The sequence below is a fragment of the Curtobacterium flaccumfaciens genome (assembly GCF_004361695.1).
Lineage (GTDB): Bacteria > Actinomycetota > Actinomycetes > Actinomycetales > Microbacteriaceae > Curtobacterium > Curtobacterium flaccumfaciens_B.
The window spans coordinates 44941-69774 of the sequence record NZ_SNVW01000002.1 but is presented as its reverse complement, the minus strand read 5'-3'; the positions used below and the strand labels follow the sequence as shown (position 1 = coordinate 69774).

Below are 24834 nucleotides of genomic sequence, written 5' to 3'. Positions count from 1 at the left end.
GTCAGGACCGCGGCAGGTGCCGCCGCCACGACCGCCGCCGCGCGGCGATCACCAGCACCGCGACGAACACCATCAGCCCCGCACCGTGCAGCAGGTAGCTCTCCGCCGTGCTCGTGACGCCGAGCAGCACCAACACCGCGGCCGGCCACACGTAGGCGACCCCGGGGAACGTCGTCGCCGTGACCCACGCCCGCGCGAACGCCAGGAGCGCGGTGACCCCGAGCAGGATCGTGCCCGCGAGCCCGATCTGCAGCCACGCGTCGATGAACGCGTTCAGCCCCGAGGTGAACCGGTGTCCGGCGGGGTCGACGAACGTGACGTACGGCACGACGGCCTCGTGCGGCCAGGTGCCCACCCAGCCCCAGCCCTGGATCGGGAACTGGCCGATGAACACGCGGAGCTGCGACCAGAGGTCCAGCCGGGTCGCCGTCCCGCCGGCCGCGCCGATCTCGGCGAGGATCCGGTGCCGGGCGAGGACGCCGACGACGAGCATGAGGAGCACCGCACCACCGAGCACGCCGTTGACCACCGGCCGGGTGGTCGGCCGCGCGTGTCGCAGTGACCACAGCGCCAGCGCGGTGACGGCGAGGGCGATCATCGCCAGACCGGTGATGGGGGACTGCACGAGCATCAGGGCGATGACGGCGAGGGCGGTGGACCCGATCGCGCGCCACATCGTCACCGACCGGGTGAGGAACTCGACCACGAACGTGACGAGGGCCATCGCGGCGATGAACCCCATGAAGTTCCGGGTGCCGCCGATGCCCTGGATCGGACCGCCGTACGCGATGTTGCCCTGGATCCCGAACGTCGGGATGGGGACGTCGAGGACGAGGCCGGACAGGACCTCGAGGCCGAGCGCGGTGACGAGCAGGATGCGGAAGGCGTCCCCGGAGGCCCGGATGACCTGCACGAGGTCGCGGCCGAGCGCGAGGTAGAGCCCGAGCCCGGCGAAGCACACCGTGGCGACGAGGCCGCGGAGCGCGACCCACGAGTACTCGCTCCAGAGGACGCTCAGCGCGCAGTACCCGACGAACGCGAGCAGCGAGAGGGGGAGGACGCCGTGCCACTCGATGCGGTAGCGCTGCCCGAGCAGGCTCAGCCCGGCGAGGACGACGAGCGTCACGAGCACGGCCCAGGTGCCCGCGGGTCCGACGAGTGCGTGGACCACGGGCTGGCCGAAGGCGAACAGGACGAGCACGGTCGCGAGGGCCTGGCTGAACCGCCCGCCCGCCGAGAACCCGATCCAGGCGGACAGGTAGCGGCGTGCCAGCGCGCGCTTCGTCAGCCGTCCGTCCGTCACGCGTCCATCTTGGCGCACCCACCTCGGAGCCGGGGAATCGCCGATCGTGACTATCACCGATACGCGATGTACCAGCTAGCGTTGCCACGCCATGGAACGACCGACGCCCGCGACCCGTCGACTGCTCGGCAGCCTCGGCGTGGCGGTCCTGCTCGGGCTCGCGACCGCCGCCGTCGCCTGGTGGCGACTCGGACCCGTGACCCGCGGCACGGTCTGGGCAGAGGACGGCGGACTGTTCCTCCGGGAGCGGATCGCCCTCGGTCCCATCGACTCGCTGCTGCACCCGTACGCCGGGTACCTGCACCTCCTGCCGCGGCTGCTCGTCGACGTCGGCTGGGCACTGCCCGTCTCCGACTACGCGCTCGTCCTGTCCGGCGGAGCGTGCCTGGTCGTCGGCGTGCTCGGCGCGGCGGTGTACCTGCTCGCCCGCGACGTCGTGCCGATCGCGCCCGTCCGCGCCCTCCTCGCCGTGTCGCCGGCGCTCCTGCCGCTCGCGCCGCACGAGATCAGCGGGAACGCCGCCAACCTGCACTGGTTCGTGCTCGCCGCCGCACCGTGGGTGTTCGCGTACCGCGCGCGGACCTGGTGGGCGTCGGGGGCGGTGGCGCTCCTCGCCGTGTTCCTGGTGCTCACCGAGCTGCAGACCGTGGCGTTCCTGCCGCTCCTGCTCCTCGCCTGGCTGCCGCTGCGGGACCCCTCCGGGGCTCGGGCGTGGCCGCGCGCGCTGCCGGTGACGGTCGTCACGGTCGCCGGCGGTCTCGCCCAGGTGGTCACGGCGCTCACGACCGAGCGGACGGCGCGACCCGGCGCACCCGCAGTCTCCGACGTCGCCGCCGGCTGGTTGCTGCAGCCCTTCGCCGGCATCTGGGACCCGGACGTCGGCGCGGTCGTCCGAGCCGTGCTCGCGCAAGGCTGGACGGTCGTCGTCGCACCGGCGGTGCTCGTGCTGCTCGTGGTCGCGGCGGCCGTCGTCGTCGGCTCCTGGCGCGCCCGCGCGATGACGGTCGCGCTCGGGCTCGCCTCGCTCGGGACGTGGTGGGCGGCCCTCATCGCGAACGGGGGAGCGGCACGCGGGTGGGCGCACCCCGTCGAGGCGCTCGCCGCCGTCGGGCCGCTCCGCTACGCGGCCGCGTCGGGACTCCTGCTGCTCGCGGCGGTCCTGGTCGCCGCAGGGGTCCTCGTCGGGTCCTCCCGGTGGGCGTCCGCCGTCCGACGTCGCACCCGGCCTGGAGGCGCGGTTCGCCTCACCGGGGCCGCCACCGGGTGGTGCGTGGTCGCGCTGGTCGTCGTGGTGGCGGTTGCGGGCGTCGTGCCCGGTCCGACCCGGCGGAGCGACGGGCCGGTCTGGGCGGAGCAGATCCCGGGGGCGGTCGCGTCGTGCGCGGGCGATCCGGCGCGGTCGGCCGACGTGCGGACCGCGCCGTGGGGCGCCGACGTGCCGTGCACGCGGCTGCTGCCCGCGGGCGGCGGGCGCTGAGGGGCAGCGGGGGGACGGCGGGCGCCGGGGGCAGCGGGGGGACGGCGGGCGCTGGGGGCAGCGCCGGGACGGTTGGCGCTGGGGGTCAGCGCCGGGATGGCTGGCGGAACTCGCGGCGTGCGGGCGGCGTGCGCGGTCCGTCCCCGGTCGAGAGCGGCTCGTCGCCGACCAGGACGATCCGCGACTTGATCGCGATGAGCGCGAACAGCACCCAGTTCCCCTGGTAGAGCAGGCGTGACTCGGCGACGGACTGCACGAGCAGCGCGACGACCACCAGCAACGGCAGGAGCGACACCGGGTCGAACGGCCGCGGCGACTGGGACGCGTCGTAGCCGATCCGGGTCGCCGACGACCACGAGCGGTTCAGGGTGGTGACGACGTAGAGCGCGAACAGCAGGAGTCCGATGATCCCGGTCTGCATCCACACGTCGAGGTAGGCGTCGTGCGCCTGCAGGTAGGTCACGCCCTTCCGGTGCGCGAGGTCCGCCAGGGTCGGGATGGACGGCCACCAGTAGCCGATCCAGCCCCAGCCGACGACGGGGTGCTGGTCGATGAGCCCGGTCACGCGCTCCCAGATGACGCCGCGGCCGGTGGCGTCGGCACCCTTCCCGAGGAGCTCGGACACGGCGCCGCGGGCGAGGAAGGCCACGACGGCCGCGACGACCGCACCGACCACGACGACCAGGTACCGCGGGGTCCGCCGCTCGGTCGGGACCCGACGGATCCAGAGCGCCACGACCAGCGCGACCGCGACGACCAGGGTCGCGACGAGGACGGTCGACGACCGGGTGAGGGCGAGGACGAGCCCGGCCACGACGAGCCAGCCGATCGTCCGGTTCCGGCTGATCCGCCCCTCGGCGAACTGCACGGCCACGGCGATCGCGGCGAGCAGGGCCACCATGGCCAGCAGGTTCGCGTTGCCCGGGAGGCCCTGGATGCGACCGCCCGTGAAGAGCTCGGCGCGCGAGAAGTAGAAGGCGTCCGGGATGTGCCGGTCGCCGTAGTCGGTCCACACCGGCACGATCGGGTGCCGGACCACCACGGCGACCACGGCCTCGAAGACGAGCGACAGCATGAGGACCCAGCGGAACGCGAGGCTGAGCGCGTCGAGGATGCGCCGCCACGTCAGTGTCGACGCGACCGTGAACGCCATCGCGGCGCAGATCACCTGCACCACGATGCTCGGGATCGTCGCCTGCGGCCAGTGCGACCAGAGGACGGACACCAGGCACCAGGCCAGGAAGAACCAGAGCGACCGCGGTGTGCGCGTGATCGGCGGCCGAGCACGGACCAGGACGGTGACGCCCCACACCGCGACGAGTGCCCAGAGGATCCCGGCGCCCACCCAGGTGAGCGAGTTGGGGACGGCGTCTCCGGCGAAGAGCACGAACAGCATCGTGGCACCGAAGGCGAACGCCTCGCGCTCGGGTACGGTGCCGCGCGAGATCGGCCAGGTGTTCGTCACGAGGCCAGGCTACCGGGCGTGCGGACGTCGACCGGTGTCACCGGGACACGGCCCGCAACGCGTCGGCGATGCCGGTGCCGAGCTGCGGCGCGAGGGTCATCGCGAAGGTGTTCGTCAGGTGTGTGCGGTCGCGGTAGACGAGCACGCCACCGATGACGGCGGGGCACGTCTGCTCGGTGCAGTACTCCGAGGTGAAGTCGATCAGCCGCGCTCGGCCGTCCATCCGCGCGACGGCCTGCGCGCTGCCGTCGAAGTCCTTGAGCGCCCCGGCCCGGTCGGAGTCGCAGGCGGTCGTGGTCGGTCCCGACATCTGGCCGACGCACGCGACGACGTCACGACGGGCGTTCGGGTTGTCGCGGATCGCGATCACCGGGATGCCCTCGTCGGCGGCCACCTTCCAGGCGTCCACCATGCCGTCGACGACCGTGTCCGCGGCCGAGCGGCCGCCGGAGGCGATCACCGGGGTGTTGCCGTTCGAGTGCGTGACGATGAGGCCGTCGAGGTCGGACTGGGACCGCAGGTACTGCAGCGCCTTCTGCTTCCACTGGTCGCAGATCTGCTGGAGCTGTTGGCTGTTCGCGCTCTGCTGCGCCGTCGTCAGGTAGCACCCGGCGTGCCCGGCGACGTCGATGCGCCAGTTCCGCTCCTTCGCGATCTTCTCGTAGGCGTCGACGAAGACGTTGTTGTGCGAGTCGCCGATCGCGACGAGGTGCTTCGTGTACCCGGTCTTCGGGCCGAGCTCGCACATGTTGAGGTCGTCCGTCACGTTCGACCAGCACGCCGGCCGGTTCGAGTCGTCCGTCGCCGCGATCGACGCCGCCGGCACCCGGACGTCGGCGAGCCGCGGGTTCACGCAGGGCTTCGCGGCGGCGATGTCGGCCGCGGCACCGAAGCACGCGACGTCGCCCCGGCGCAGGTTGTCGGCGAACTGTGCCGCCTGGACCTGCTGCACGTGCAGCGCGGTGAGCGACGCGGCCCCGAGCGCGGCGACGAGGACCGTGGCGAGCGCGCCGTAGAGGGCGACACGGCGCGGGCGCAGGGCCTTCACCCAGCCCGAGAACCGGAGCGGTTCCTCGATGAGCAGCGTGGTGATCGAGGCGATGACGAACGCGCCGACCAGGATCGCGACCTTGTCCTTCGCCCTCAGCTCGTGGCGCAGGGCGATCGGCAGGATGACGACGGCGGGCCAGTGCCAGAGGTAGACGGCGTAGGAGATCCGCCCGGTGAACCCGATCGGGGCGAACCGACCGATGCGCTGCAGGCCGGAGTGGCCGCCGAGGAGCACGACGAGCCCCGCGCCGGCGACGGGCAGTGCCGCGGCGATCCCTGGGAAGGGCGTCGACGCCGTGATGAGGAACAGCGACGCCACGAGCGCGGCCGCGCCGAGCCAGGCACCGACGACGCGCACCGTCCGAGCCGGCGTGGTGCGCGGCGCCGTGAGCGGGACCGTCGCCGCGAGGCCACCGAGTGCGAACTCCCACGCGCGGGTCGCGGTGGAGAAGTAGGCGACGCCGGGGGAGGTCTGCGTCTGCACGATGCTCCACACCAGCGACAGCACGACGACCGCGCCGAGCAGCACCCGCGCCACCGTGACCGGTGACACCTGCCCGCGGCGGGCACGGCGACCGAGCCAGAGCGCACCGAGCAGCAGCAGCGGCAGTGCGATGTAGAACTGCTCCTCGACCGACAGCGACCAGAAGTGCTGGAACGGCGACGGCTGGTTGCCCTGCGCGAGGTAGTCCACCGCGTCCGCCGCGAGCTGCCAGTTCTGCACGTAGACCGTCGAGGCGATGAGCTCGCGGCCGTACTGCCCCCAGAGCGCGCTCGGCACCCAGAGCAGGACCGCGGTGCCGGTGGCGAGGATGGTGAGGAACGCACCGGGCAGCAAGCGCTTCGCCCGCCGTGACCAGAAGCCGGCGAGCCCGATCCGGCCGGTGGACACGACCTCGCGGAGCAGGTGCCCGGTGATCAGGAAGCCGGAGATGACGAAGAAGACGTCGACGCCGACGAAGCCGCCGGGCAGCCGGTTCGGCCACAGGTGGTAGAGCACGACGGCGAGCACCGCGAACGCGCGGAGTCCCTGGATGTCCCACCTGGTCGGGTCGGTCGACCGCGGGGACGAGGTACGGAGGGACCGTCGTGTGGGCATCTCCACCGTGCTGCTGGACATCGCGGAGAGTCTACGGTGGCGCCGATAGGCTCGTGCGCATGTTCCTCGGCATCACGAACACGCCCCGCGACTACGCCTGGGGTTCCGTCACCGCCATCCCCGAACTCCTCGGCCGCACCGTCACCGGAGCCCCGCAGGCCGAGCTCTGGCTCGGCGCGCACCCGGGGAGCCCGAGCGTCGTCGTGAACCCCGCGATGGTCGGCGGCGCCGACACGCTCCACGACTGGATCGCCGCCGAGCCGGAGACCGCCCTCGGCGCCGACCGGACCGGGCTGCCGTTCCTCCTCAAGGTGCTCGCCGCCGCGGCCCCGCTGTCGCTGCAGGCCCACCCGACGCCCGAGCAGGCGCGCGAGGGGTTCGAGCGTGAGGAAGCCGCCGGCATCCCGATCGACGACCCGGCGCGGAACTACAAGGACCCGTTCCCGAAGCCCGAGCTCGTCGTGGCGCTGAGCGAGCGGTTCGAGGCGCTGAGCGGCTTCCGCCCGGTCGACGAGACCATCGCCGAGGTCGACCTGCTCGACGCCGGCACCGGACGCCTCGGGCCGCTGCACGTGCACCTGCAGCACGGACTCGAGGACACGGTGCGCTGGCTCGAGACCGCCGACGCCTCGGCCCTGGCGGTCGTGCAGGCCGTGAGCGACCTCGCCGCCGCACTGCCCGACGACGCGCAGACGCCGAACACCGCGACCGCGCGGGACCTCGCCGCGGCCTACCCCGGCGACCCGGGCGTCGTGGTCTCCCTCCTCATGCACCGCGTCACCCTGGCTGCGGGCGAGGCGATGTACCTGCCCGCCGGCAACATCCACGCGTACCTCGACGGCCTCGGCATCGAGCTGATGGCGCCGTCGGACAACGTGCTCCGCGGCGGGCTCACGCCGAAGCACGTCGACGTGGCGGAGCTCCTCCACGTCCTCGACTTCACCGCCTACCCCGCACCGGTCCTCGAGCCCGAGGCCGCGGGCCCGGGCGTCGACCGGTTCGCTCCGGAGGGGGTCGGCTTCGCCCTGCTGCGCGTCACCGGCGACGGGCGTCCGGTCGGCCTGGGCTCCGGCGGCGTCGCCCCACTGACGGGTCCGTCCATCGCGATCTGCACGGCCGGCGTGGTCACCCTGGTCGGTGCGACCTCCGCGACGCTCCTCCGCCAGGGGGAGTCCTGCTACATCACGCCGGACGAGGGCGACGTCACGGTCGAGGCCGACTCGACCGACGGTGTCACGTCGACGGTGTTCATCGCGACGGGTGCGTGAAGCCGCACGCCGCGGCGAGGCGCGGGGCGATCCGGTTCCGCTAGCGTGGCCAGCATGAGTTGGCTGGTCACCGGCGGTGCCGGGTACATCGGGTCCCACGTCGTCCGAGCGCTGCGTGCAGCGGGCATCGACACCGTCGCGCTGGACGACCTGTCCAGCGGGTTCCGGGCGTTCGTGCCCGAGGACGTGCCCTTCGTCGAGGGCTCGATCCTCGACGGGGACCTCGTGGCGCGGACCCTGCGCGACCACCACGTCACCGGCGTCGTGCACGTCGCCGGCTTCAAGTACGCCGGGGTCTCGGTCGAGCGTCCGCTCCACACCTACGAGCAGAACGTCACGGGCATGGTGACCCTCCTCCGCGCGATGGCGGAGAACGGTGTGACGAAGGCCGTGTTCTCGTCGAGCGCCGCCGTGTACGGCACCCCGGACGTCGAGACCGTCGTCGAGGACACCCCGAAGGCCCCCGAGTCGCCGTACGGCGAGTCGAAGCTCATCGGCGAGTGGCTGCTCCGCGACATGGAGGTCGCCGCCGGCTTCACCACGACGTCGCTCCGCTACTTCAACGTCGTCGGCTCCGGGGAGCCGGACCTGTACGACGCCAGCCCGCACAACCTCTTCCCGCTCGTGTTCGAGGCGCTGCTCGCCGGCCGCACCCCGCGGATCAACGGCGACGACTACGACACGCCGGACGGCACGTGCGTGCGTGACTACATCCACGTCGCCGACCTCGCGCGCTCGCACGCCGTGGCCGCGCAGAAGCTCGAGGCGGGGGAGACCCTCGAGCGCGCCTACAACCTCGGCAGCGGCGACGGCGTGAGCGTCCGGCAGATCATGGACGCGATGGCGACGGGCACCGGCATCGCCTTCGAGCCGGAGGTCGCACCGCGTCGCCCCGGCGATCCGGCGCGCATCGTCGCCACCGGCGAGGCCGCGGCGCGAGACCTCGACTGGGCGATGCGGCACACGCTCGACGAGATGGTCACGAGCGCGTGGGAGGCCCGCCGGCGCATCGGCTGAGCCCCCGGACGCGGCGATCGCGCGCGTCCGCTGTCCCCCGAAGCCCGGACAGACCGGGCGCGACACGCCCGTACGGGGGACATGACACGCCGGAACCGGCAGCACCTTCTATGATCCGCGACTTGACTCTCGCGAATGACACCGCTGTAATTACAGGCACGACAGCAATTGTTGTGGTCCCGTTATCGAGACGTCAGGGGTGATCAGGGTGAACGGTTCCGACTTCCACGCCGGAGTACCGGAGGACTGGCACGTCGACCCCGTCGCGCTCGGCGTCCCGGGTGTCCGCCGTCCGGAGACCGACGACGAGGAGAACCCGCTCGCCTGGCAGGTCGACTCGCTCTGCGCGCAGACCGACCCCGAGGCCTTCTTCCCCGAGAAGGGCGGCTCGACGCGCGAGGCCAAGAAGATCTGCACCTCGTGCGAGGTCCGGTCGCAGTGCCTCGAGTACGCACTCGAGAACGACGAGCGCTTCGGCATCTGGGGTGGCCTGTCCGAGCGTGAACGCCGCAAGCTGCGGAAGCGCGCGTAGTCGCCCTGGAGGCGCGCCTCCCGTCCGTCACGCACCGTGCGGTGAGCGCGCCCACAGCTTCACGGCGCGCCGACCTGCGCGACCGGCACCGCGCCTCCAGACCGTAGAGTGACGCCCGTCATGCAGCCCAGTTCCGCTCAGCCCCGGGTCACCGCGATCCTCGTCGCCGCCAACGGGGCGGACCACCTCGACCGGACCCTGGACGCCCTCGCCGCCCAGACCCGTCACCCCGAGAACCTGGTCGTCGTCGACGTCGGGTCGACCGACGGCTCGACCGCCGACCTGTCGTTCGGCGGATCCGCCGAACTCCTCCGCCTGCCCGCCGGTCGCCCCTTCGGCGAGGCCGTCGCTCGCGGCGAGCGCGAAGCGCCGCGCGCCGGCGACGAACCCGTCGACGAGTGGCTCTGGTTGCTCGGGCACGACAACGCCCCGTCGCCGACCGCCCTCGCCGACCTGCTCTCCGCCGTCGAGATCGCCCCGTCGGTCGTCGTCGCGGGGCCGAAGCTGGTGTCGGTCGACGACCCGTCGGTGATCCGCGCGTTCGGCGAGAGCATGACCCGCTTCGGCCGGTCCATCGTCCTCGTGCAGGACGAACTCGACCAGGGCCAGCACGACCGGCACACCGACGTGCTCGCGGTCGCCGCTGGCGGCATGCTCGTCCGCCGGTCGGTCTGGAACGAACTCGGCGGCTTCGACCCGGCGCTGCCGAACGTCGACGCGGCGCTCGACTTCTGCGTCCGCGTGCGCCTGGCCGGCCACCGCGTCGCGGTCGTCCCGGAGGCCCGCGTGACCACGGCCGGCCCGATCGAGGAGTTCGGCCGCAAGCGCGTCTCCGAGGGGCGGCGCGTGCGGATGCACCGGCAGGCGCAGCTGCACCGACGGATGACGTACGCGCCCGTCGGGGTGCTCTGGATCCACTGGCTCACCCTCGTGCCGTTCGCGATCGGGCGTGCCGTCGGGCACCTTGTCGCCAAGCACCCGGCGGCCGTCAGCGCCGAGCTCGCGGCGGCGTTCGCGGTCGCGTTCGGCGGCGGGGTCGGCCGTGCCCGCACGGTCCTCGCCCGGAAGAAGCAGCTCGGCTGGGCGGCGGTCGAACCGTTGCGCGTCAGCTGGCGCCGGGTGCACGAACACCGGACGACCTCGCGCGACGTCGAACTCGCGCGCGTCGAGGACGCCCCGATCGCCCGCGCCTCGTTCCTCGGCGACGGCGGGATCTGGGTCGTCCTGGCCGCGGCCGTCCTCAGCGTCGTGACCCTGTACCCGCTGCTCGGTTCGCCGGCGCTCACCGGTGGGGGACTGCTCCCACTGAGCACCGACGTCGCCCGGCTCTGGCAGAACGTCGGCTACGGCTGGCACTCGATCGGTACCGGGTTCACCGGGCCGTCCGACCCGTTCGCCGCGGTCGTCGCCGTCCTCGGCTCCGTCACCTTCTGGTCGCCGTCGACCTCGGTCGTCCTGGTGATGCTCGTCGCGTTCCCGGTGGCCGCGCTCGGCTCGTGGTTCGCGATCCGCAAGGTCACGACCCGGACCTGGGTGCCCGCGATCGGCGCGGCGCTCTACACGATCGCCCCGACGCTCGTCGGCGCCGTCACGAGCGGGCACCTCGGCGCGGTCATCGCGCACGTGCTCCTGCCGTGGCTGTTCCTCGCCGTGCTCGAGGCGCACCGCTCCTGGGCGTGGGCCTCCGGCGCCTCGCTGCTGTTCGCCGTCGTCGCCGCCTCGGCACCGTCGCTGCTGCCGGTGCTCCTCGTCGCCTGGGTGGTCTCGCTCGTCGTGGGCTGGCGCCGGGCGCACCGCCGGGTGTTCATCCCGGTGCCCGCCGCGGTGCTGTTCCTGCCCCTCGTGATCGCCCAGGTCACACGCGGGAACGTGCTCGCGGTGTTCGCCGACCCCGGCGTCCCCTCGACCACCCGCGCGCCGTCCGCGTTCCAGCTCGCCATCGGCCAGCCGGTGCCCGACTGGAGCGGCTGGCTCCCGACGACGGCGGGCCTGGCGACGCTGACCGCGATCCTGCCGGTGCTCATGGCGGTCCTCGCGCTCCCGATCGCCGCCGCGGCCATCGGGGCGATGCTCGGCCACCGCTGGGCCGTCGCGGGCGGATCGCTCGTCGTCGCCCTGCTCGGCTTCGCCACCGCGTTCGCGGCGACCCACGTGACCGTCACGGGCGTCGGGTCGACCACCACGATCATCTGGCCGGGCAGCGGGCTCTCCGTCTACTGGCTCGCCATCGTCGCGGCGGCGTGCATCGGCATCGACGTGCTGCCCCGGCTCGCACCGGTCACGGGCCTCGTCGCGACGGTGCTGGCGGGCGTCGCGGTCGCCCCGGCCTTCGCCGCCTTCTACCTCGGCAACGCGGTCATCCAGCCCACCACGGGCCGGGTGCTCAGCGCGTACGTCAACGCCGAGGCGCAGGCCAACCCCGACGTCGGCACGCTCGTGGTCGAACCGCAGAGCGACGGTTCGCTCGCGGTGGCGCTCGAGCGCGGCCAGGGGTCGACGCTCGACGACCAGTCGACGCTCGACTCCACCGCGCTGACACTGAGCCGCTCGGGGGCGCAGCTCGCGACCCTCGCCGGCAACCTCGCGAGCCGCAGCGGCTACGACCCCGAGCCGGCCCTCCGGCAGCTCGGCGTGAGCTTCGTGCTCCTCGACGACGTCTCGGACGCCTCCGACGCATCCGACGCCTCCCGCGGCTCGAGCGGTTCCGCGGCGCAGGAGGTGCACGACCGTGCGGCGGGAGCGATCGGGCAGAACGCGCTCTTCACGAGCATCGGCGAGACGACGAGCGGGCAGCTGTTCCACTTCGAGGGCGACGTCGACCGGACCTCCACCGGGTCGGCCGCGGCGCAGGCCACGCACGTGCTCTACCTCGTCGTGCTCGGCGTGGTCTTCGGTGCCGCGGCCCTGCTCGCGGTGCCGACCGCGCCCCGCCGTCGCCGTGCCACCTCGAACGTCATCGAGGCCGAGGAACCCGCCACCACCTTCGACGAGGAGCGCGACGAATGAGCACCACCCCCGCCTCCGTCCGCCGCTGGGTCGTCCGGGGCACCGCCACCGCGGTCGCCGTGGTCGTCGCCGCCGGCGCCGTCACCGCTGCGCACGCGTTCGGCACCGAGTCCGACCCGGGCCGGCCCGCCGGCAAGACGGTCGTCCCCGTGCCGGCCGACGCCGAGCGGGTGTGCGCCGGCAGCGCGCTCCGCCTGTCCGACGACGCCGGCAACGACGCCACCAAGGCGAGCACCGTCGGCTCCGCCACGGTCGCGACCGCCACCACCGGGTCGACCGTCGAGCGTTCGTCGCTCGGGGCGTCGACGACCGGAGGCAGCGACCCGCGCCTCCTCACCGCCCCGGCCGGCGACACCACGCCGCAGGTCGCGGGCAGCAGCTACCAGAGCGTCTCCAGCGGCGACCTCGTCGGCATCGGGGCCGCGTCGTGCGACGACCCGAGCCAGTCCACGTGGCTCGTCGGCGGCTCGACCGAGACGGGGCGCACCAGCCTCGTGACCCTGTCGAACCCGACCGACGTCAACGCCACGGTCGACCTGTCGATCTACGACGACTCGGGCACCGTCAGCGCACCCGGCACCACCGGCATCGTCGTCGCGCCGAACACGCAGAAGGTCGTGCCGCTGTCGGGCTTCGTGTCCGACCAGGGCTCGACCGTCGTGCACGTCGTGTCGTCCGGCGGCCAGATCGTCGCGCACATGCAGGAGTCGATCGTCCGCACGCTCACCCCTGGCGGCTTCGACGTCGTCTCCGGCGGAGCTGCACCGGCACGGACGCAGATCATCCCGGGCGTCGTGCTGCAGGGCGCGCAGGAGGCCCAGCGCGGTGACGACACCGCCGACGCCGCCCCGATCGTCCGGTTGTTCGTGCCCGGGTCGCAGGCCGCCCGTGTCACCCTCGGCATCACCACCGCGGACGGCGGCGGCTCGACCGTCAACGCCACCGCGGAGCCCGGCGTCGTGACCGACGTCGCCCTCGACGACTTCCCGGACGGCCGGTACTCGTTCACCGTCACGTCGACCGAGCCGATCGTGGCCGGGGCCCGCACCACGACGCCCACCGAGGACGACCGCACCGACCTGGGCTGGTTCGCCTCCGCCGAGCCGCTCGGGGCATCGACGATCACCGCGGTCGCACCCGGGGACGGCGCGCGGCTGACGCTGGTGAACCCGACGCGCTCCGACGCCGACGTCACGATCCGGTCTGGTGACGAGGAGCAGCAGGTCGACGTCGTCGCCGGCGGCACGAGCACGGTGTCCGTGCCGGTGTCGAAGCAGCTCACCCTGACCGGCACGAGGGGCCTGATGGCCGGCGTGACCTACGAGAGCAACGACGGGATCGCCGGCTTCCCGGTGCGCGCGGCGACCGAGGTGTCGACGCCGGTCCGCGTCTACCCCTGACGCGCGGGGCGCTCGCGCGCGGCGCGCGGCGCGCGGCGCGCGGTGCGAGCCGGGCGGCCCGCGCTCAGCTCACCAGTGGCGGTAGCGGTCCGGCGCCAGGTCCCACGGGTCCTTGTCGATGAGCTCGCCCACCGCGCGGAACACCGCCGTCTCGATGATGACCCGCTTGTCGGTGTCGTCCTTCTCGGGGCTCCGGGTGACCCGCTCGACCGGGATCCGGAAGACGGTCACGCGACGGGCCTCGCGGTCGACGCGCCACCGCGGCATGTGGTCGGGCACGGTGGTGTCGGTGGGCATGTCGGCGACCTGGAAGACGACGCCGGCAAGCTCGTCGGGCCAGAGCCCGATGAGGTAGTGGGCGGTGTCCCCGACGATCCGGTCGAACGTCTCGGCACGCGTGATGACGGGTGCGAGGTCCGGTCCGGTCACGCTCGAGCGTCCGCCCCGACCGTGCCGGGAACGGCCCCGGCCGCGTTCCACCGGGGTGACGAGGGGAGTCCTGCGACGCATCCCCACATCGTACGCGCGCGGTGCCCGGCAGCCGCACTCCGCTAGGGTCGTGGTCGGTATGGACGTGAGGATCTGCAGCAAGGTCGCCTGCGGCGCGAGCGCTGCGTCGACCCTGACGTACGACTACGGCGACTCGATGGTCGTCGTCGGCCCGCTCTCCACCCGGGTCGAACCGCACGGTTACGACCTGTGCGCGCGGCACGCGGCCACCCTGCGGGTGCCCCGCGGCTGGCAGGTGGTGCGGCGGGAGCCGCTCCGCCGCGACGCCGACTGACGGTCGCGACCGGTCCGGTCCAGTCCTCCACAGGGGGCCGGACTGGAGGCACGCCCCACGTGACCGACGTCGTCTGACGACCCGCGCCTCCCGGCGTGGAAGACTGGTGGGCATGCCCACCGAAGCCCGTACCGCAGCACCGTTCCGCGTCGCCGACCTCTCGCTCGCCGAGGCGGGCCGCCACCAGATCCGCCTCGCCGAGAACGAGATGCCCGGGCTGATGTCCCTGCGCGAGGAGTTCGGCGCGGCGCAGCCGCTCGCCGGCGCGCGCATCGCCGGGTCCCTGCACATGACGGTGCAGACGGCCGTCCTGATCGAGACCCTGGTGGCGCTCGGGGCGCAGGTCCGCTGGGCCAGCTGCAACATCTTCTCCACGCAGGACGAAGCGGCCGCGGCGATCGCGGTCGGTCCGACGGGGACCCCGGAGTCGACCGCCGGCGTGCCGGTGTTCGCCTGGAAGGGCGAGACGCTCGAGGAGTACTGGTGGTGCACCAGCCGCATCTTCGACTGGACGGCCGAGGCAGCAGCGGCCGGGGCGGACTGGGCCGGCCCGAACCTCATCCTCGACGACGGCGGTGACGCCACCATGCTCGTGCACACCGGTGCCGACGCCGAGGCAGCGGGCCGCGTGCCGGACGCCGGTGCCGACGCGAGTGCCGAGTGGAAGATCGTCCTCGAGACCGTCGCAGCCTCGCTGCAGGAGTCGTCCGACCGCTGGACCCGCATCGCCGCGGAGATCGAGGGCGTGACGGAGGAGACCACCACGGGCGTCCACCGGCTGTACGAGCTCGCCCGCACCGGCGAGCTGAAGTTCCCGGCGATCAACGTCAACGACTCGGTGACGAAGTCGAAGTTCGACAACAAGTACGGCATCCGGCACTCGCTGCCCGACGGCCTCAACCGTGCGACCGACGTCCTCATCGGCGGCAAGGTCGCGTTCGTCGTCGGCTACGGCGACGTCGGCAAGGGCGCGGCCGAGGCGCTGCGCGGCCAGGGTGCCCGCGTCATCGTGTCCGAGGTCGACCCGATCTGCGCGTTGCAGGCCGCGATGGACGGCTACCAGGTGGCACGGTTGGCGGACGTCGCCGACCAGGTCGACATGGTCATCACCTGCACGGGCAACCTCGGCGTCGTCGGCGTCGACGAGATGCTCGCGCTGAAGCACCTGGCGATCGTCGCGAACGTGGGGCACTTCGACAACGAGATCGACATGGCCGGGCTCGAGGCACTGCCCGGGGTCGAGAAGGTCGAGATCAAGCCGCAGGTGCACGAGTGGCGTCTGCCGACCGGCCGGTCGATCCTCGTGCTGTCCGAGGGGCGGCTGATGAACCTCGGCAACGCGACCGGGCACCCGTCCTTCGTGATGAGCAACTCGTTCACCAACCAGGTCCTCGCGCAGATCGAGCTCCACACCCGGCTCGAGGAGTACCCGACGGGCGTGTACGTGCTGCCGAAGCACCTCGACGAGAAGGTCGCACGCCTGCACCTCGACGCCCTCGGTGTCGCGCTCACCGAGCTCCGCCCGGAGCAGGCCGCGTACATCGGCGTGCCGGTCGAGGGCCCGTACAAGCCGGAGCACTACCGCTACTGAGCCGCGGGCGCGGCTGAGGCGCCCGGCGGCGCCGCCCGCGGGCGCGGTTCGCGGGCGCGGCCCGCGGGCGCGGCCGCCCGCCCGTCGCCGTTCCGCACAACCGAAGTCACCCCGAACCACGCGATCGCGTGGTTCGGGGTGACTTGCGTTGTGCGAGGCGCGAGCGCGGCCTGCGCCGGCGCGCCGAGGCGCCGCCGCGCCTCAGCGCGGGAAGCCCGGCGGCCGCGCCGTCGCGGCCTCGGCAGCGCGGTCGAGCACCTCGGCCCGGGAGCGCAGCGCCCGGACGTCCCGCGACCGCCGCAGCACGACGACGCCAGCGAGGAAGACCTCCGGGTGCACGGGCGGCACGGGGTGCGCGTACTCCGCGACCGCCGCCGCGAGGGTCCGCGCCGTGGCCTCCCGCGCCTCCGGACGCAGGTCGGCCGCACCGCGGAAGAACGCGCCGAGCCGGTTCTCGAGGCGCTGCGGGAGCGCCGACACGTCGGCCACCCCGGTCCACTGCACGAGCTCGACGGGCAGGAGCACCTCGGGATCGCGGTGCTTCGCGGCCCGCTCGTGCTGCACGAAGGTGCCGGCGAGCAGGTCCCCGAGTCGCCGGGGACGCGTGCCGAACAGGGCGACGAGCAGGGCCACCGAGCCGAGGGTCATCCAGAGCTCGAACAGCCCGACGAGGGCCCGGGTGAACGCGTGCCGGAAGCCGATCGCGCCGCCGTCGAGCCGCACCACCCGGGTGCCGGTGGCGAAGCGGCCGACGCTCTTGCCGCGCGTGACGGTCTCGACCGCGGCGGGCACGAGCACGAGCACGCCGACGAGCACCCCGATGTCGAGTGCGGCGGCCCAGGCGTCGTCCAGGTCGCTCGGCCAGACGCGGGACAGCCCGGCCAGGAGCATGAGGTAGAGCGCGAGGACGCACACCGCGTCGAGGAGCGCCGCCGCGAGCCGCAGGGCGATGCCGGCGGGCTGCACGTCGAGCGCGACGGCCTCGCCGACGACGAGTTCGTCACCCGGGTCGTCGAGCGCGCGGACGAAGCGGGGATCGGCGAGGTCACGCGGCGCGCGGGTCTTCGGCATGGGATCATCATGGCGGAGACCGTCGCCGGTCGCCCAGGACGGCCCCGGCCCGGCGCCCAGCAGGACCAGCAGGACCAGCCGGACCAGCACGACAGTGCACGAACGGCACGACCAGCACGACGGCACGACAGAGCACGACAAGCAGGACCGGCACGAACGGACGAACGGCACGGCAGCACGACGCAGCACGACGAGCGGGGGGAGACGCGTGGACCTGGACGCCTACAGCGAGGTGCACCGCGAGCGGTGGCAGGAACTCGACCGGCTCGCCCGCGCCCGGCACGCCTCCGGCGCGGACGTCGACCGCCTGGTCTCCGGCTACCAACAGGCCGCGACCGACCTCGCCCGCATCCGCCGAGCCGCACCCCGGACGGCGGTCGGCGACCGACTGTCCCTGACCCTCTTCCGTGCCCGGCTCCGCTTCACCGGCACCCCCGTCGACCCGGTCACGGCCGTCACGACGTTCTTCGTCGTGCAGCTGCCGGCCGCCCTGTACCGGATCCGCTGGGTGACGATCTGGGTCGCCGTGGCCACGGCGGCGATCGCCGCGATCGTCGCGGTCTGGATCAGCACGACGCCGGGCGCGACGGCGACGTTCGGCACGCCCGAGGCGCTCCGACGGTACGCGACGCAGGACTTCCAGGCCTACTACTCGGACCACGGCCTCGGGGCGTTCACCGCGCAGGTCTGGACGAACAACGCGTACATCGCGGCGACGATGGTGGCGTTCGGCATCACGGGCCTGTTCGTCCCGTTCTCGATCGGGCAGAACGCGATCAGTCTCGGTGTCTCGGCGGCGATCATGCACTCCGAGGGGCGCCTCGGCGACTTCTTCCTGTACATCGCCCCGCACGGGCAGCTCGAGCTCTACTCGGTGTTCCTCGCGGCCGCGGCCGGCCTGATGATCTTCTGGTCGTGGGTCGCCCCCGGTGCCCGCACGCGTGCGCAGGCCCTCGCCGAGGACGGCCGCGCCCTCATCACGATCGCCGTCGGCCTCGCCCTGACGCTGCTGCTCTCCGGCCTCGTCGAGGGCACGGTGACGCGCCAGGACTGGCCGTGGCCGGTGAAGATCGGCATCGGCACGGTCGCGCTCGCCGCGGTGCTCTGGTACCAGTGGGTGCTCGGGGGCCGCGCGCACCGCGCCGGGGAGCGCGGCGACCTCGAGGAGTTCGAGCGCGGCAGCACCTCGCTCGTGGCCGGCTGACGCCGCCCCGCTACAGCCGTCCGGTCGCCTTCGCCCGGATGTAGGCGTCGGCGACGAGCGGTGGCACCTGGTCCGGCGTCGCCCGGACCACCTCTGCACCCGCCCGGCGGGCGACGTCGGCGATGCCGTCGGCGTCGAGCAGGGTGCGTTCCGCGGCGGCCCTCCGGTAGACGTCGCGCTCCGCACGGGCCGGGAGGGACGGCGTGCGTCCGCCCCGTCGCCCCGGTCGCCCGGTGGTCGGCTCCAGGGCCCCGCTCGCCTCTCCCCGTGCCATCCGCTCGACGGTCAGGTCGGTGACGGACGTCACGAGCACGGCGTGCCGGCGGGTGAGCCGCGGGAGCACCGCGAGGAGGTCGCCGGACGCGCCGACCGAGTCGAGGCTCGAGACGAGCACGACGAACGCGCGTGACGTGGTGATCGAGTCGACCAGGCCCGGGACGGCGGACCAGTCGGTGGCCGCGAGCCCGGGCTCCGCGAGCGCCAGGGTCTCGCCGAAGCGCTGGACGACGTCCGTGCGGGTGGCGCCGTGCACGCGACCGCGGACGGCGTCGTCGAGCACGGCGAGGTCGACCCGGTCGCCCGCGGCCGCCGCGAGTGCCCCGAGCAGCAGGGCGGACTCGATGAAGGTGTCGAGCCGCGGTTCGTCGTCGACCCGGCCGGCACCGGCGCGGCCGGCGTCGACCACGACGATCACCCGCCGGTCGCGTTCCGGGCGCCAGGTGCGGACGACGAGGTCCTGGCGTCGAGCCGTCGCCCGCCAGTCGATCGACCGGACGTCGTCGCCGCGCACGTAGTCCCGCAGCGAGTCGAACTCGGTGCCGTGCCCGCGGAGCTGCAGGGTCGTCTCACCGTCGAGCTCCCGGAGCCGTGCGAGTCGCGAGGGCAGGTGCCGACGCGACCGGAACGGCGGGGTGACGACGAGTTCGGCCGGCGCGTCGAGGACCCGCTGCCGGGCGGCCAGGCCGAGCGGGCCGAACGCCCGGACGGCCACCCCGGCACTCACCCGACGCCCCCGGCGGAACGGTGCGAACCGCATCCGGGCGGTGCGTCGTTCGCCGGCGGGGACCTGCAGGCGCGTTCGACGGGGCGCGTGACCGGCCGAGGGCTCCCACATGTCGCGGACGACGCCGCGCAGCGTGCGGGAGCCGTCGTTGACCAGCACGAGGGTGCCGTCGGCGGTGGTGTCGCGGCGTGCCAGTCGCGGCATCCGCCGTTCGACCCGGATCTGCCCGAGGTCGGCGGCGAGCAGCACGTCGAGCACCGCGGCGAGGAGCACCACGCCCGCCCACGCCGCACCGGCCCACCCGGTGCCGAGCAGCACGGTGGGCACGATCGCGACGGCGAGCAGCGCGACGAACCGGCCGGAGACCGCCACTAGATCGGCACCCGGACCTGCTCGAGCACCTGCTGCAGGACGCCGTCCGCGCCGACGCCCTCGAGTTCGGCGTCCGCGGCGACCCGGAGGCGGTGTCGCCAGACCGGCAGGAGCATGGCCTGCACGTGGTCGGGGGTGATCGCCTCGTAGCCCGTGAGCCACGCCCAGGCCTTCGCCGCGGCGAGCAGCGCGGTCGCGCCGCGGGGGCTGACGCCGACCCGGACCGACGGCGCCTGTCGGGTGGCGCGGGCGAGGTCGACGATGTACGCCAGCACGTCGTCACGCGCACCGACCGCACGGACCGCGCGCTGGGCGGCGAGGACCTCGTCGACGCCGACCACGGGGACGATGCCGGCCGACCGGACGTCGCGCGGCACGAAGCCGTCCGCGTGTCGGCGGAGCACCTGCCACTCGACATCCCGCGGGGGTACGTCGAGGGTGAGCTTCATGAGGAAGCGGTCGAGCTGCGCCTCGGGCAGCGTGTAGGTGCCCTCGAACTCGATCGGGTTCATCGTCGCCGCCACGAAGAACGGGTCGGGGAGCGGCCGTGCGTCGCCGTCGACGCTGACCTGCCGTTCCTCCATCGCCTCGAGCAGCGCGGACTGCGTCTTCGGGGGCGTCCGGTTCACCTCGTCGGCGAGCAGCACGTTCGTGAACACGGGGCCCTCGCGGAACGGGAAGGTCCCCGTCGAGGCGTCGTACACGAGTGAACCGGTGACGTCGCCGGGCATCAGGTCGGGGGTGAACTGGATGCGCTTGGTGTCGAGCGACATCGCGGCGGCGAGGCTCCGGACCAGCAGGGTCTTCGCGACCCCGGGGACGCCCTCGAGCAGGACGTGCCCCTGGGCCAGGATGCCGACGATCATGCCGGACACCGCGCCCTCCTGCCCGACGACGGCCTTGCCGACCTCGGCGCGGAGCCGGCCGAAGGCGTCGCGGAGCGGGTCGGCGGCAGGCGACGGCTGCGGGGTCTGGGTGGGGGACGGATCGGTCACGGTCGTGCTCCTCGTCGGTCGTGGTCGGTCTGGTGGCCGCCGGTCGCGGCGGCGACGGCGCGTTCGAGGTCGTCGAGCGCGGCCGCTCCGGCGACGAGCGCGCGGTCGTCCGGGGTGGTGCCGCCCACGAGCACGGCGCCGACCCGGGCGTCCGGGATGCCGGTGGCGCGGGCCGCGGCGCGGACGACGTCGTCGACGTGCGCGGAACGGGGGAGCCCGAGGCGCCGACCGATCCGGTGGACGGCGGCGACGCGCAGGGTGTCGAGGGCGTGCGTGCGGTCGCGGGTCCGGGCGGCGAGGCGGGCCCGTCCCTCGGTCGTCTCCGCCGCGCGCACGACGACGGGCATCCGCTCGACGACGAGCGGACCGAGTCGTCGTCCGCGCCAGACGCCGGCGGCGACCGCCACGAGGGCGAGCAGCGCCAGCGCGCTCGGGACCCACGGCGGCGCGAGGGTGCCGAGCGTCGGCGCTGCGTCGGGCGTACCCGGGGTCGGCGTGTACCAGGTGAGCGAGTCGTCCGCGCCGAGCAGACCGAGGGCGAGTGCCGCGTTGCCCGCCGTGGTGATCGTGTCGTTCCGGAACGCCGCGGTCGTGCCGACCAGGGTCACGTCCCCGCCGCGGGTCGTGGTCTGCACGAGGCCGTAGGCACGCTCGTCACCGCTGCCGCTCGGGGCGCACAGCGTCGTCCCGGTGGGGGCCGGGTCGCCGTCGGGCACCCGGTAGGCGACCCCTGCCGTCGTGATCCGTCGGGCGTCCGCGGCTGCCGGGACGTCGCAGGTCCGGGTGGAGACCGTGTCGCTCCCGCCGACCTGCGCGGCCGGCTCGACGTCGAGCCCGAAGGCGTCGAGCGTCGCGGCGCCGGTGGAGACGAGCACGACGTGCGATGCCTCCCGTGCGAGACGCCGGGCGACGGCCGGGTCGAGCACGCCCCGTGCGTCGTCGACGAACACGGTGCCGCCGGTGACGTCGTCGGCGCGGTCGACGACCCGGACGTCGGTGCCCTGCCGTTCCAGCACCCGGACGAGCGCCTTCGACCCGCTCGCGGTGGCGGACGTCGGGTCGAGCTCGGCGCTCCCCGGGCCGTCGCTGCTCTGGACCACCGCGGTCAGGGCGGCGAGCAGCAGGCCGACGAGGACCACCGCGACCCAGAAGGCGAGGCGGGACCCGCGGCCCTCCCGCCGGGGCGCGGCACGTCCGGCCGGGGCGGTCGTCGTCGCGGTCACGCGGGCACCGCCGGGGTGGTGCGGGCCGGGCGAGCGACACGCACGGCGTGCTCGGTGTCGAGGACGTCGCGCGCCGCGGCCTCGGTCGCGGCCACGTCGAGGTACCGGACGGCGTCGAAGGTCGCTGCGGCGCGGTCGAGTCGGGTCGCCTCGGCCGGGAACACGACCGCGGCGCGACCGGCGATGGCGCGGGCCGTGGCGCCGGGGACGTCCGGCACGAGGTCGCGTTCGCCGAGGCCACGAGCGAGCGCGCGGTAGCCGTCGAGCACCGCGCGCGACCAGTCCCCGGCGCGGAGGGCGGCCCGGGCCTCGTCGGCGATCGCACGTGCCGGTCGGAGGTCGTCGTCGTCGAACACGCCGCCGACCTCGGTGCCGGCGAGCCGTGCGCGTCGGCGGGGGAGGCCGCGCGCGACGACCACCAGGACGACGACGGCCACGAGCACCACGACGGCGACCCAGAGCAGGGTGTGCGCGACGACGGGCGACCCGAGGCCGTCCGCGCGGAAGGAGCCGAGCCAGTCGAGGAACGACCGAGAGGCACGGTCCCACCAGGTCACGTGCGCGCCGTCGTACTCGGACCGCTCGAGTTCACGTTCGAGCAGGCGGCGGGCCTCGTCCGGGTCGACCGTCACGCGCGGTCGTCCGGCGGGAAACGGTCCGGCGCCCCACCCCACTGCGGCGGCTGCCCCTGCTGCGGCGGCTGCGGCGGCTGCGCCTGCTGCGGTGCCTGCGCCTGCGCCGGCGGGTGCGGCGCCCACTGCTGCTGCTGCGGCCACTGCGACGGCGGCGCGGGCTGCCACGGCTGCGGAGCCGGCCCCTGCTGCTGGCCGTTGCCCTGCTGCTGGCCTGGCCACGGCTGCTGGCCGTACCCGGGCTGCTGGCCGGCCCACTGCTGCTGCCCGGGCCACGGCGGACGGACCACCTGCGGCGCCGGCGCGAACGGGTCGGTGGGCTGCCCCGTCTCGAGGTGGGACGCGATCCGCTGGTCGAGCGCCTCGGTCCGGATCCGCCGGTCGATCGCCAGGAACGTCGTGACGGACGCGCTCAGCACGTCGGTGATGCACTGCACGGCGATCCCGAGCAGGCTGCCGACCACGACCGCGACGACCCCGGCCACGCCGGTGCCGGTCGAGACGTCGGTCTGCCCGAGCGGGTCGAACGTGCCACCGATGAGCACGGCACCGATCGTCAGGGGGAACGAGGCGATCGACACCGCGAAGCCGAACATCGCCTGCACGAGCAGCAGGATGCCGAACGTGCGCCAGAACGCTCCGCGGGTGAGCCGCCACGACTGGGCCGCGGCGGCGAAGACGGTCCGGCCCTCGAGGGCGATGGTCGGGACGGTGAACGCGAACCGGGTGCCGAGCCAGACCAGCACGACGCCGAACCCGGCGAACAGCCCGAGGATCGCGAGCACGAACCCCCACGCGTTCGACCGCCCGGCGGCGAGCGCGGCGATGAAGCCGACGAGCAGCAGGACGAACACGATCCCGATCACGAGCCCGGCCGCGAGCTGCAGGAGGATCCAGGCGACGACCGGCCACCGGCGCCCGGCGAGGAGCGCCCAGATCCCGCGGAAGGTCCCGCGGCGCCCGAGCACCCGCTGCCCGGTGTCCGCGGCGACCGGCGCGACCAGGAAGCCGCGCCCGAGGGACGCCAGGAAGGGCAGACCGGCGGACAGCACGAGCCACAGGGTGACGGACCCGGCGAGGACGGCTTCGGTCCCGCTCCCGCTGCCGCCGTCCACCGCGGAGAGCATCCGCGACTGCACGGCGCGCTGGCCGAAGGTGCTGACGAGCGTCGACAGCAGCCCGAGGACGCCGCTGAGCAGGACGCTCCAGAGGAGGAGCACGCGGGCGTTGCGGCGGAACACCGTGAAGGCACCGCCGAGGACGTCACCGAGGCCGAGCGGCCGCAACGGGATGACGGGGCGTGACCCGACCGGCGGGGGCGGTGTGGGCTGTGGACCCGGCCACGGGCCGGACGGCTGCGGACCGCCGGGCTGCTGCGCGCCTCCAGGCCAGGACGGCGACCCGCCGGACCCGCCGGGCATGCCGGACCCGCCGGACATGCCAGACCCAGCAGACCCGCCGGGCGCACCCGGCCCACCGGACCCACCCGGTACCTGCCAATCGGACATCGCCGCCCCCTCGTCGCCCTCGGCCGCGCAGCGGAGCACGGTCGACACCCATCCTGTCGGAAAACGCCACCCGACGGGGCCTCGGCTATCGTGAGGTGGCAGGTGCGACCCGGCACCACCGCACGTCACACGGAGTCCACATCACATGACACCGCGCATCCTCGTCGTCGACGACGACCAGGCACTCGCCGAGATGATCGGCATCGTCCTCCGTTCCGAGGGCTACGAGCCGGAGTTCAGCGCCGACGGCAACGACGCCGTCGACGCGTTCCACAGCACGAAGCCCGACCTGGTGCTCCTCGACGTCATGCTCCCGGGCATCGACGGCATCGAGGTGTGCAAGCGGATCCGCGCCGAGAGCGGGACGCCGATCATCATGCTCACCGCCCGCGGCGACACCGCCGACGTCGTCGCCGGCCTCGAGAACGGTGCCGACGACTACGTCGTGAAGCCCTTCAACCCGAAGGAGCTCGTCGCCCGGATCCGCACCCGGCTGCGGCCGTCCGCGGCCGACGCGACCGTCCTGCACGTCGGGGACCTCACGGTCGACGTCGCCGGGCACGAGGTCCGCCGCGGCGACACGGTGATCGCGCTGACCCCGCTCGAGTTCGACCTGCTCCGGGCGCTGTCCGAGAAGCCGAACCAGGTGTTCACGCGCGAGATGCTCCTCGAGCAGGTGTGGGGCTACCACTACAAGGCGGACACCCGTCTGGTGAACGTGCACGTGCAGCGTCTCCGCGCGAAGATCGAGCACGACCCCGACAACCCGAAGATCGTCACCACGGTGCGCGGCGTCGGGTACCGGGCCGGAGGGGCCTGACCACCGTGGTCACG

Annotated in this window: 20 protein-coding genes; 10 read left to right on the top strand and 10 right to left on the bottom strand. The window is 73.9% G+C overall.

Features of this window, described 5'->3' with window-relative positions; all coding sequences use genetic code 11:
- Position 1: 1 nt before the first annotated feature.
- Entirely contained in the window at positions 2-1303 is a 1302-nt protein-coding gene (locus tag EDF64_RS03040) for an O-antigen ligase family protein (protein WP_133518634.1), read from the bottom strand.
- Between the two features lie 91 nt (positions 1304-1394).
- Here EDF64_RS03040 and EDF64_RS03035 point away from each other — a divergent pair, with 91 nt between their 5' ends.
- Positions 1395-2780, top strand: coding sequence for a hypothetical protein (locus tag EDF64_RS03035; RefSeq protein ID WP_133518633.1), 1386 nt, complete (start codon positions 1395-1397; stop codon positions 2778-2780).
- A gap of 85 nt (positions 2781-2865) precedes the next feature.
- Here the strand turns inward: EDF64_RS03035 and EDF64_RS03030 are convergent, their stop codons facing one another.
- Positions 2866-4245 carry an O-antigen ligase family protein gene (locus tag EDF64_RS03030; RefSeq protein ID WP_133518632.1) on the bottom strand — a complete coding sequence of 460 codons (1380 nt, stop codon included), beginning with the start codon at positions 4243-4245 and terminating at the stop codon, positions 2866-2868.
- Between the two features lie 37 nt (positions 4246-4282).
- Entirely contained in the window at positions 4283-6415 is a 2133-nt protein-coding gene (locus EDF64_RS03025) for an acyltransferase family protein (RefSeq protein WP_133518631.1), read from the bottom strand.
- A gap of 38 nt (positions 6416-6453) precedes the next feature.
- On the opposite strand from EDF64_RS03025, the gene manA reads away from it, so the two are divergent.
- The 5 genes from manA (at position 6454) to EDF64_RS03000 (ending at position 13617) form a co-directional block, all read left to right on the top strand.
- On the top strand, positions 6454-7662 hold the full coding sequence (gene manA, locus EDF64_RS03020) for a mannose-6-phosphate isomerase, class I (RefSeq protein WP_133518630.1): 1209 nt from the start codon (positions 6454-6456) through the stop codon (positions 7660-7662).
- Positions 7663-7716: 54 nt separating this feature from the next.
- Positions 7717-8679 (top strand): UDP-glucose 4-epimerase GalE, encoded by a 963-nt coding sequence (gene galE / locus EDF64_RS03015; RefSeq protein WP_133518629.1) that lies wholly within the window; start codon positions 7717-7719, stop codon positions 8677-8679.
- A 199-nt stretch (positions 8680-8878) separates the two neighbouring features.
- Positions 8879-9211 (top strand): WhiB family transcriptional regulator, encoded by a 333-nt coding sequence (locus EDF64_RS03010; protein WP_083402735.1) that lies wholly within the window; start codon positions 8879-8881, stop codon positions 9209-9211.
- A gap of 120 nt (positions 9212-9331) precedes the next feature.
- Positions 9332-12217 carry a glycosyltransferase family 2 protein gene (locus EDF64_RS03005; RefSeq protein ID WP_133518628.1) on the top strand — a complete coding sequence of 962 codons (2886 nt, stop codon included), beginning with the start codon at positions 9332-9334 and terminating at the stop codon, positions 12215-12217.
- Positions 12214-13617 carry a DUF5719 family protein gene (locus EDF64_RS03000; protein WP_133518627.1) on the top strand — a complete coding sequence of 468 codons (1404 nt, stop codon included), beginning with the start codon at positions 12214-12216 and terminating at the stop codon, positions 13615-13617. The genes EDF64_RS03005 and EDF64_RS03000 overlap by 4 nt, the downstream gene beginning before the upstream one ends.
- A gap of 69 nt (positions 13618-13686) precedes the next feature.
- Here the strand turns inward: EDF64_RS03000 and EDF64_RS02995 are convergent, their stop codons facing one another.
- Positions 13687-14046 carry a hypothetical protein gene (locus EDF64_RS02995; RefSeq protein WP_243736225.1) on the bottom strand — a complete coding sequence of 120 codons (360 nt, stop codon included), beginning with the start codon at positions 14044-14046 and terminating at the stop codon, positions 13687-13689.
- A 139-nt stretch (positions 14047-14185) separates the two neighbouring features.
- Here EDF64_RS02995 and EDF64_RS02990 point away from each other — a divergent pair, with 139 nt between their 5' ends.
- Both EDF64_RS02990 and ahcY read left to right on the top strand, forming a co-directional pair.
- On the top strand, positions 14186-14401 hold the full coding sequence (locus EDF64_RS02990; RefSeq protein ID WP_071292019.1) for a DUF3499 family protein: 216 nt from the start codon (positions 14186-14188) through the stop codon (positions 14399-14401).
- 112 nt (positions 14402-14513) lie between these two features.
- A complete protein-coding gene (gene ahcY / locus EDF64_RS02985) occupies positions 14514-15992 on the top strand; it encodes an adenosylhomocysteinase (protein WP_133518625.1) in 1479 nt (492 codons plus the stop codon).
- A gap of 201 nt (positions 15993-16193) precedes the next feature.
- Here the strand turns inward: ahcY and EDF64_RS02980 are convergent, their stop codons facing one another.
- Entirely contained in the window at positions 16194-17063 is an 870-nt protein-coding gene (locus EDF64_RS02980) for an RDD family protein (RefSeq protein ID WP_133518624.1), read from the bottom strand.
- A gap of 208 nt (positions 17064-17271) precedes the next feature.
- Here EDF64_RS02980 and EDF64_RS02975 point away from each other — a divergent pair, with 208 nt between their 5' ends.
- Positions 17272-18267 (top strand): stage II sporulation protein M, encoded by a 996-nt coding sequence (locus EDF64_RS02975; RefSeq protein ID WP_133518922.1) that lies wholly within the window; start codon positions 17272-17274, stop codon positions 18265-18267.
- A 10-nt stretch (positions 18268-18277) separates the two neighbouring features.
- Here EDF64_RS02975 and EDF64_RS02970 read toward each other — a convergent pair whose 3' ends face one another.
- The 5 genes from EDF64_RS02970 to EDF64_RS02950 are packed head-to-tail and all read right to left on the bottom strand — an operon-like array spanning position 18278 to position 23931.
- Positions 18278-19642, bottom strand: coding sequence for a DUF58 domain-containing protein (locus EDF64_RS02970; RefSeq protein WP_133518623.1), 1365 nt, complete (start codon positions 19640-19642; stop codon positions 18278-18280).
- Positions 19642-20637, bottom strand: a complete 996-nt coding sequence (locus tag EDF64_RS02965) for an AAA family ATPase (RefSeq protein ID WP_133518622.1) — start codon at positions 20635-20637, stop codon at positions 19642-19644. The genes EDF64_RS02970 and EDF64_RS02965 overlap by 1 nt, the downstream gene beginning before the upstream one ends.
- Positions 20634-21860: a DUF4350 domain-containing protein gene (locus EDF64_RS02960; RefSeq protein ID WP_133518621.1), complete on the bottom strand. Its 1227-nt coding sequence runs from the start codon at positions 21858-21860 to the stop codon at positions 20634-20636. The genes EDF64_RS02965 and EDF64_RS02960 overlap by 4 nt, the downstream gene beginning before the upstream one ends.
- Positions 21857-22492, bottom strand: a complete 636-nt coding sequence (locus EDF64_RS02955; RefSeq protein ID WP_133518620.1) for a DUF4129 domain-containing protein — start codon at positions 22490-22492, stop codon at positions 21857-21859. Before EDF64_RS02955 ends, EDF64_RS02960 begins: the two co-directional genes overlap by 4 nt.
- The gene (locus EDF64_RS02950; RefSeq protein WP_166645583.1) at positions 22489-23931 is read right to left on the bottom strand and encodes a glycerophosphoryl diester phosphodiesterase membrane domain-containing protein; all 1443 of its coding nucleotides are present in this window, start codon (positions 23929-23931) and stop codon (positions 22489-22491) included. The genes EDF64_RS02955 and EDF64_RS02950 overlap by 4 nt, the downstream gene beginning before the upstream one ends.
- A 214-nt stretch (positions 23932-24145) precedes the next feature.
- Here EDF64_RS02950 and mtrA point away from each other — a divergent pair, with 214 nt between their 5' ends.
- Positions 24146-24820 (top strand): MtrAB system response regulator MtrA, encoded by a 675-nt coding sequence (mtrA, locus tag EDF64_RS02945; protein WP_133518618.1) that lies wholly within the window; start codon positions 24146-24148, stop codon positions 24818-24820.
- Positions 24821-24834: the final 14 nt, after the last annotated feature.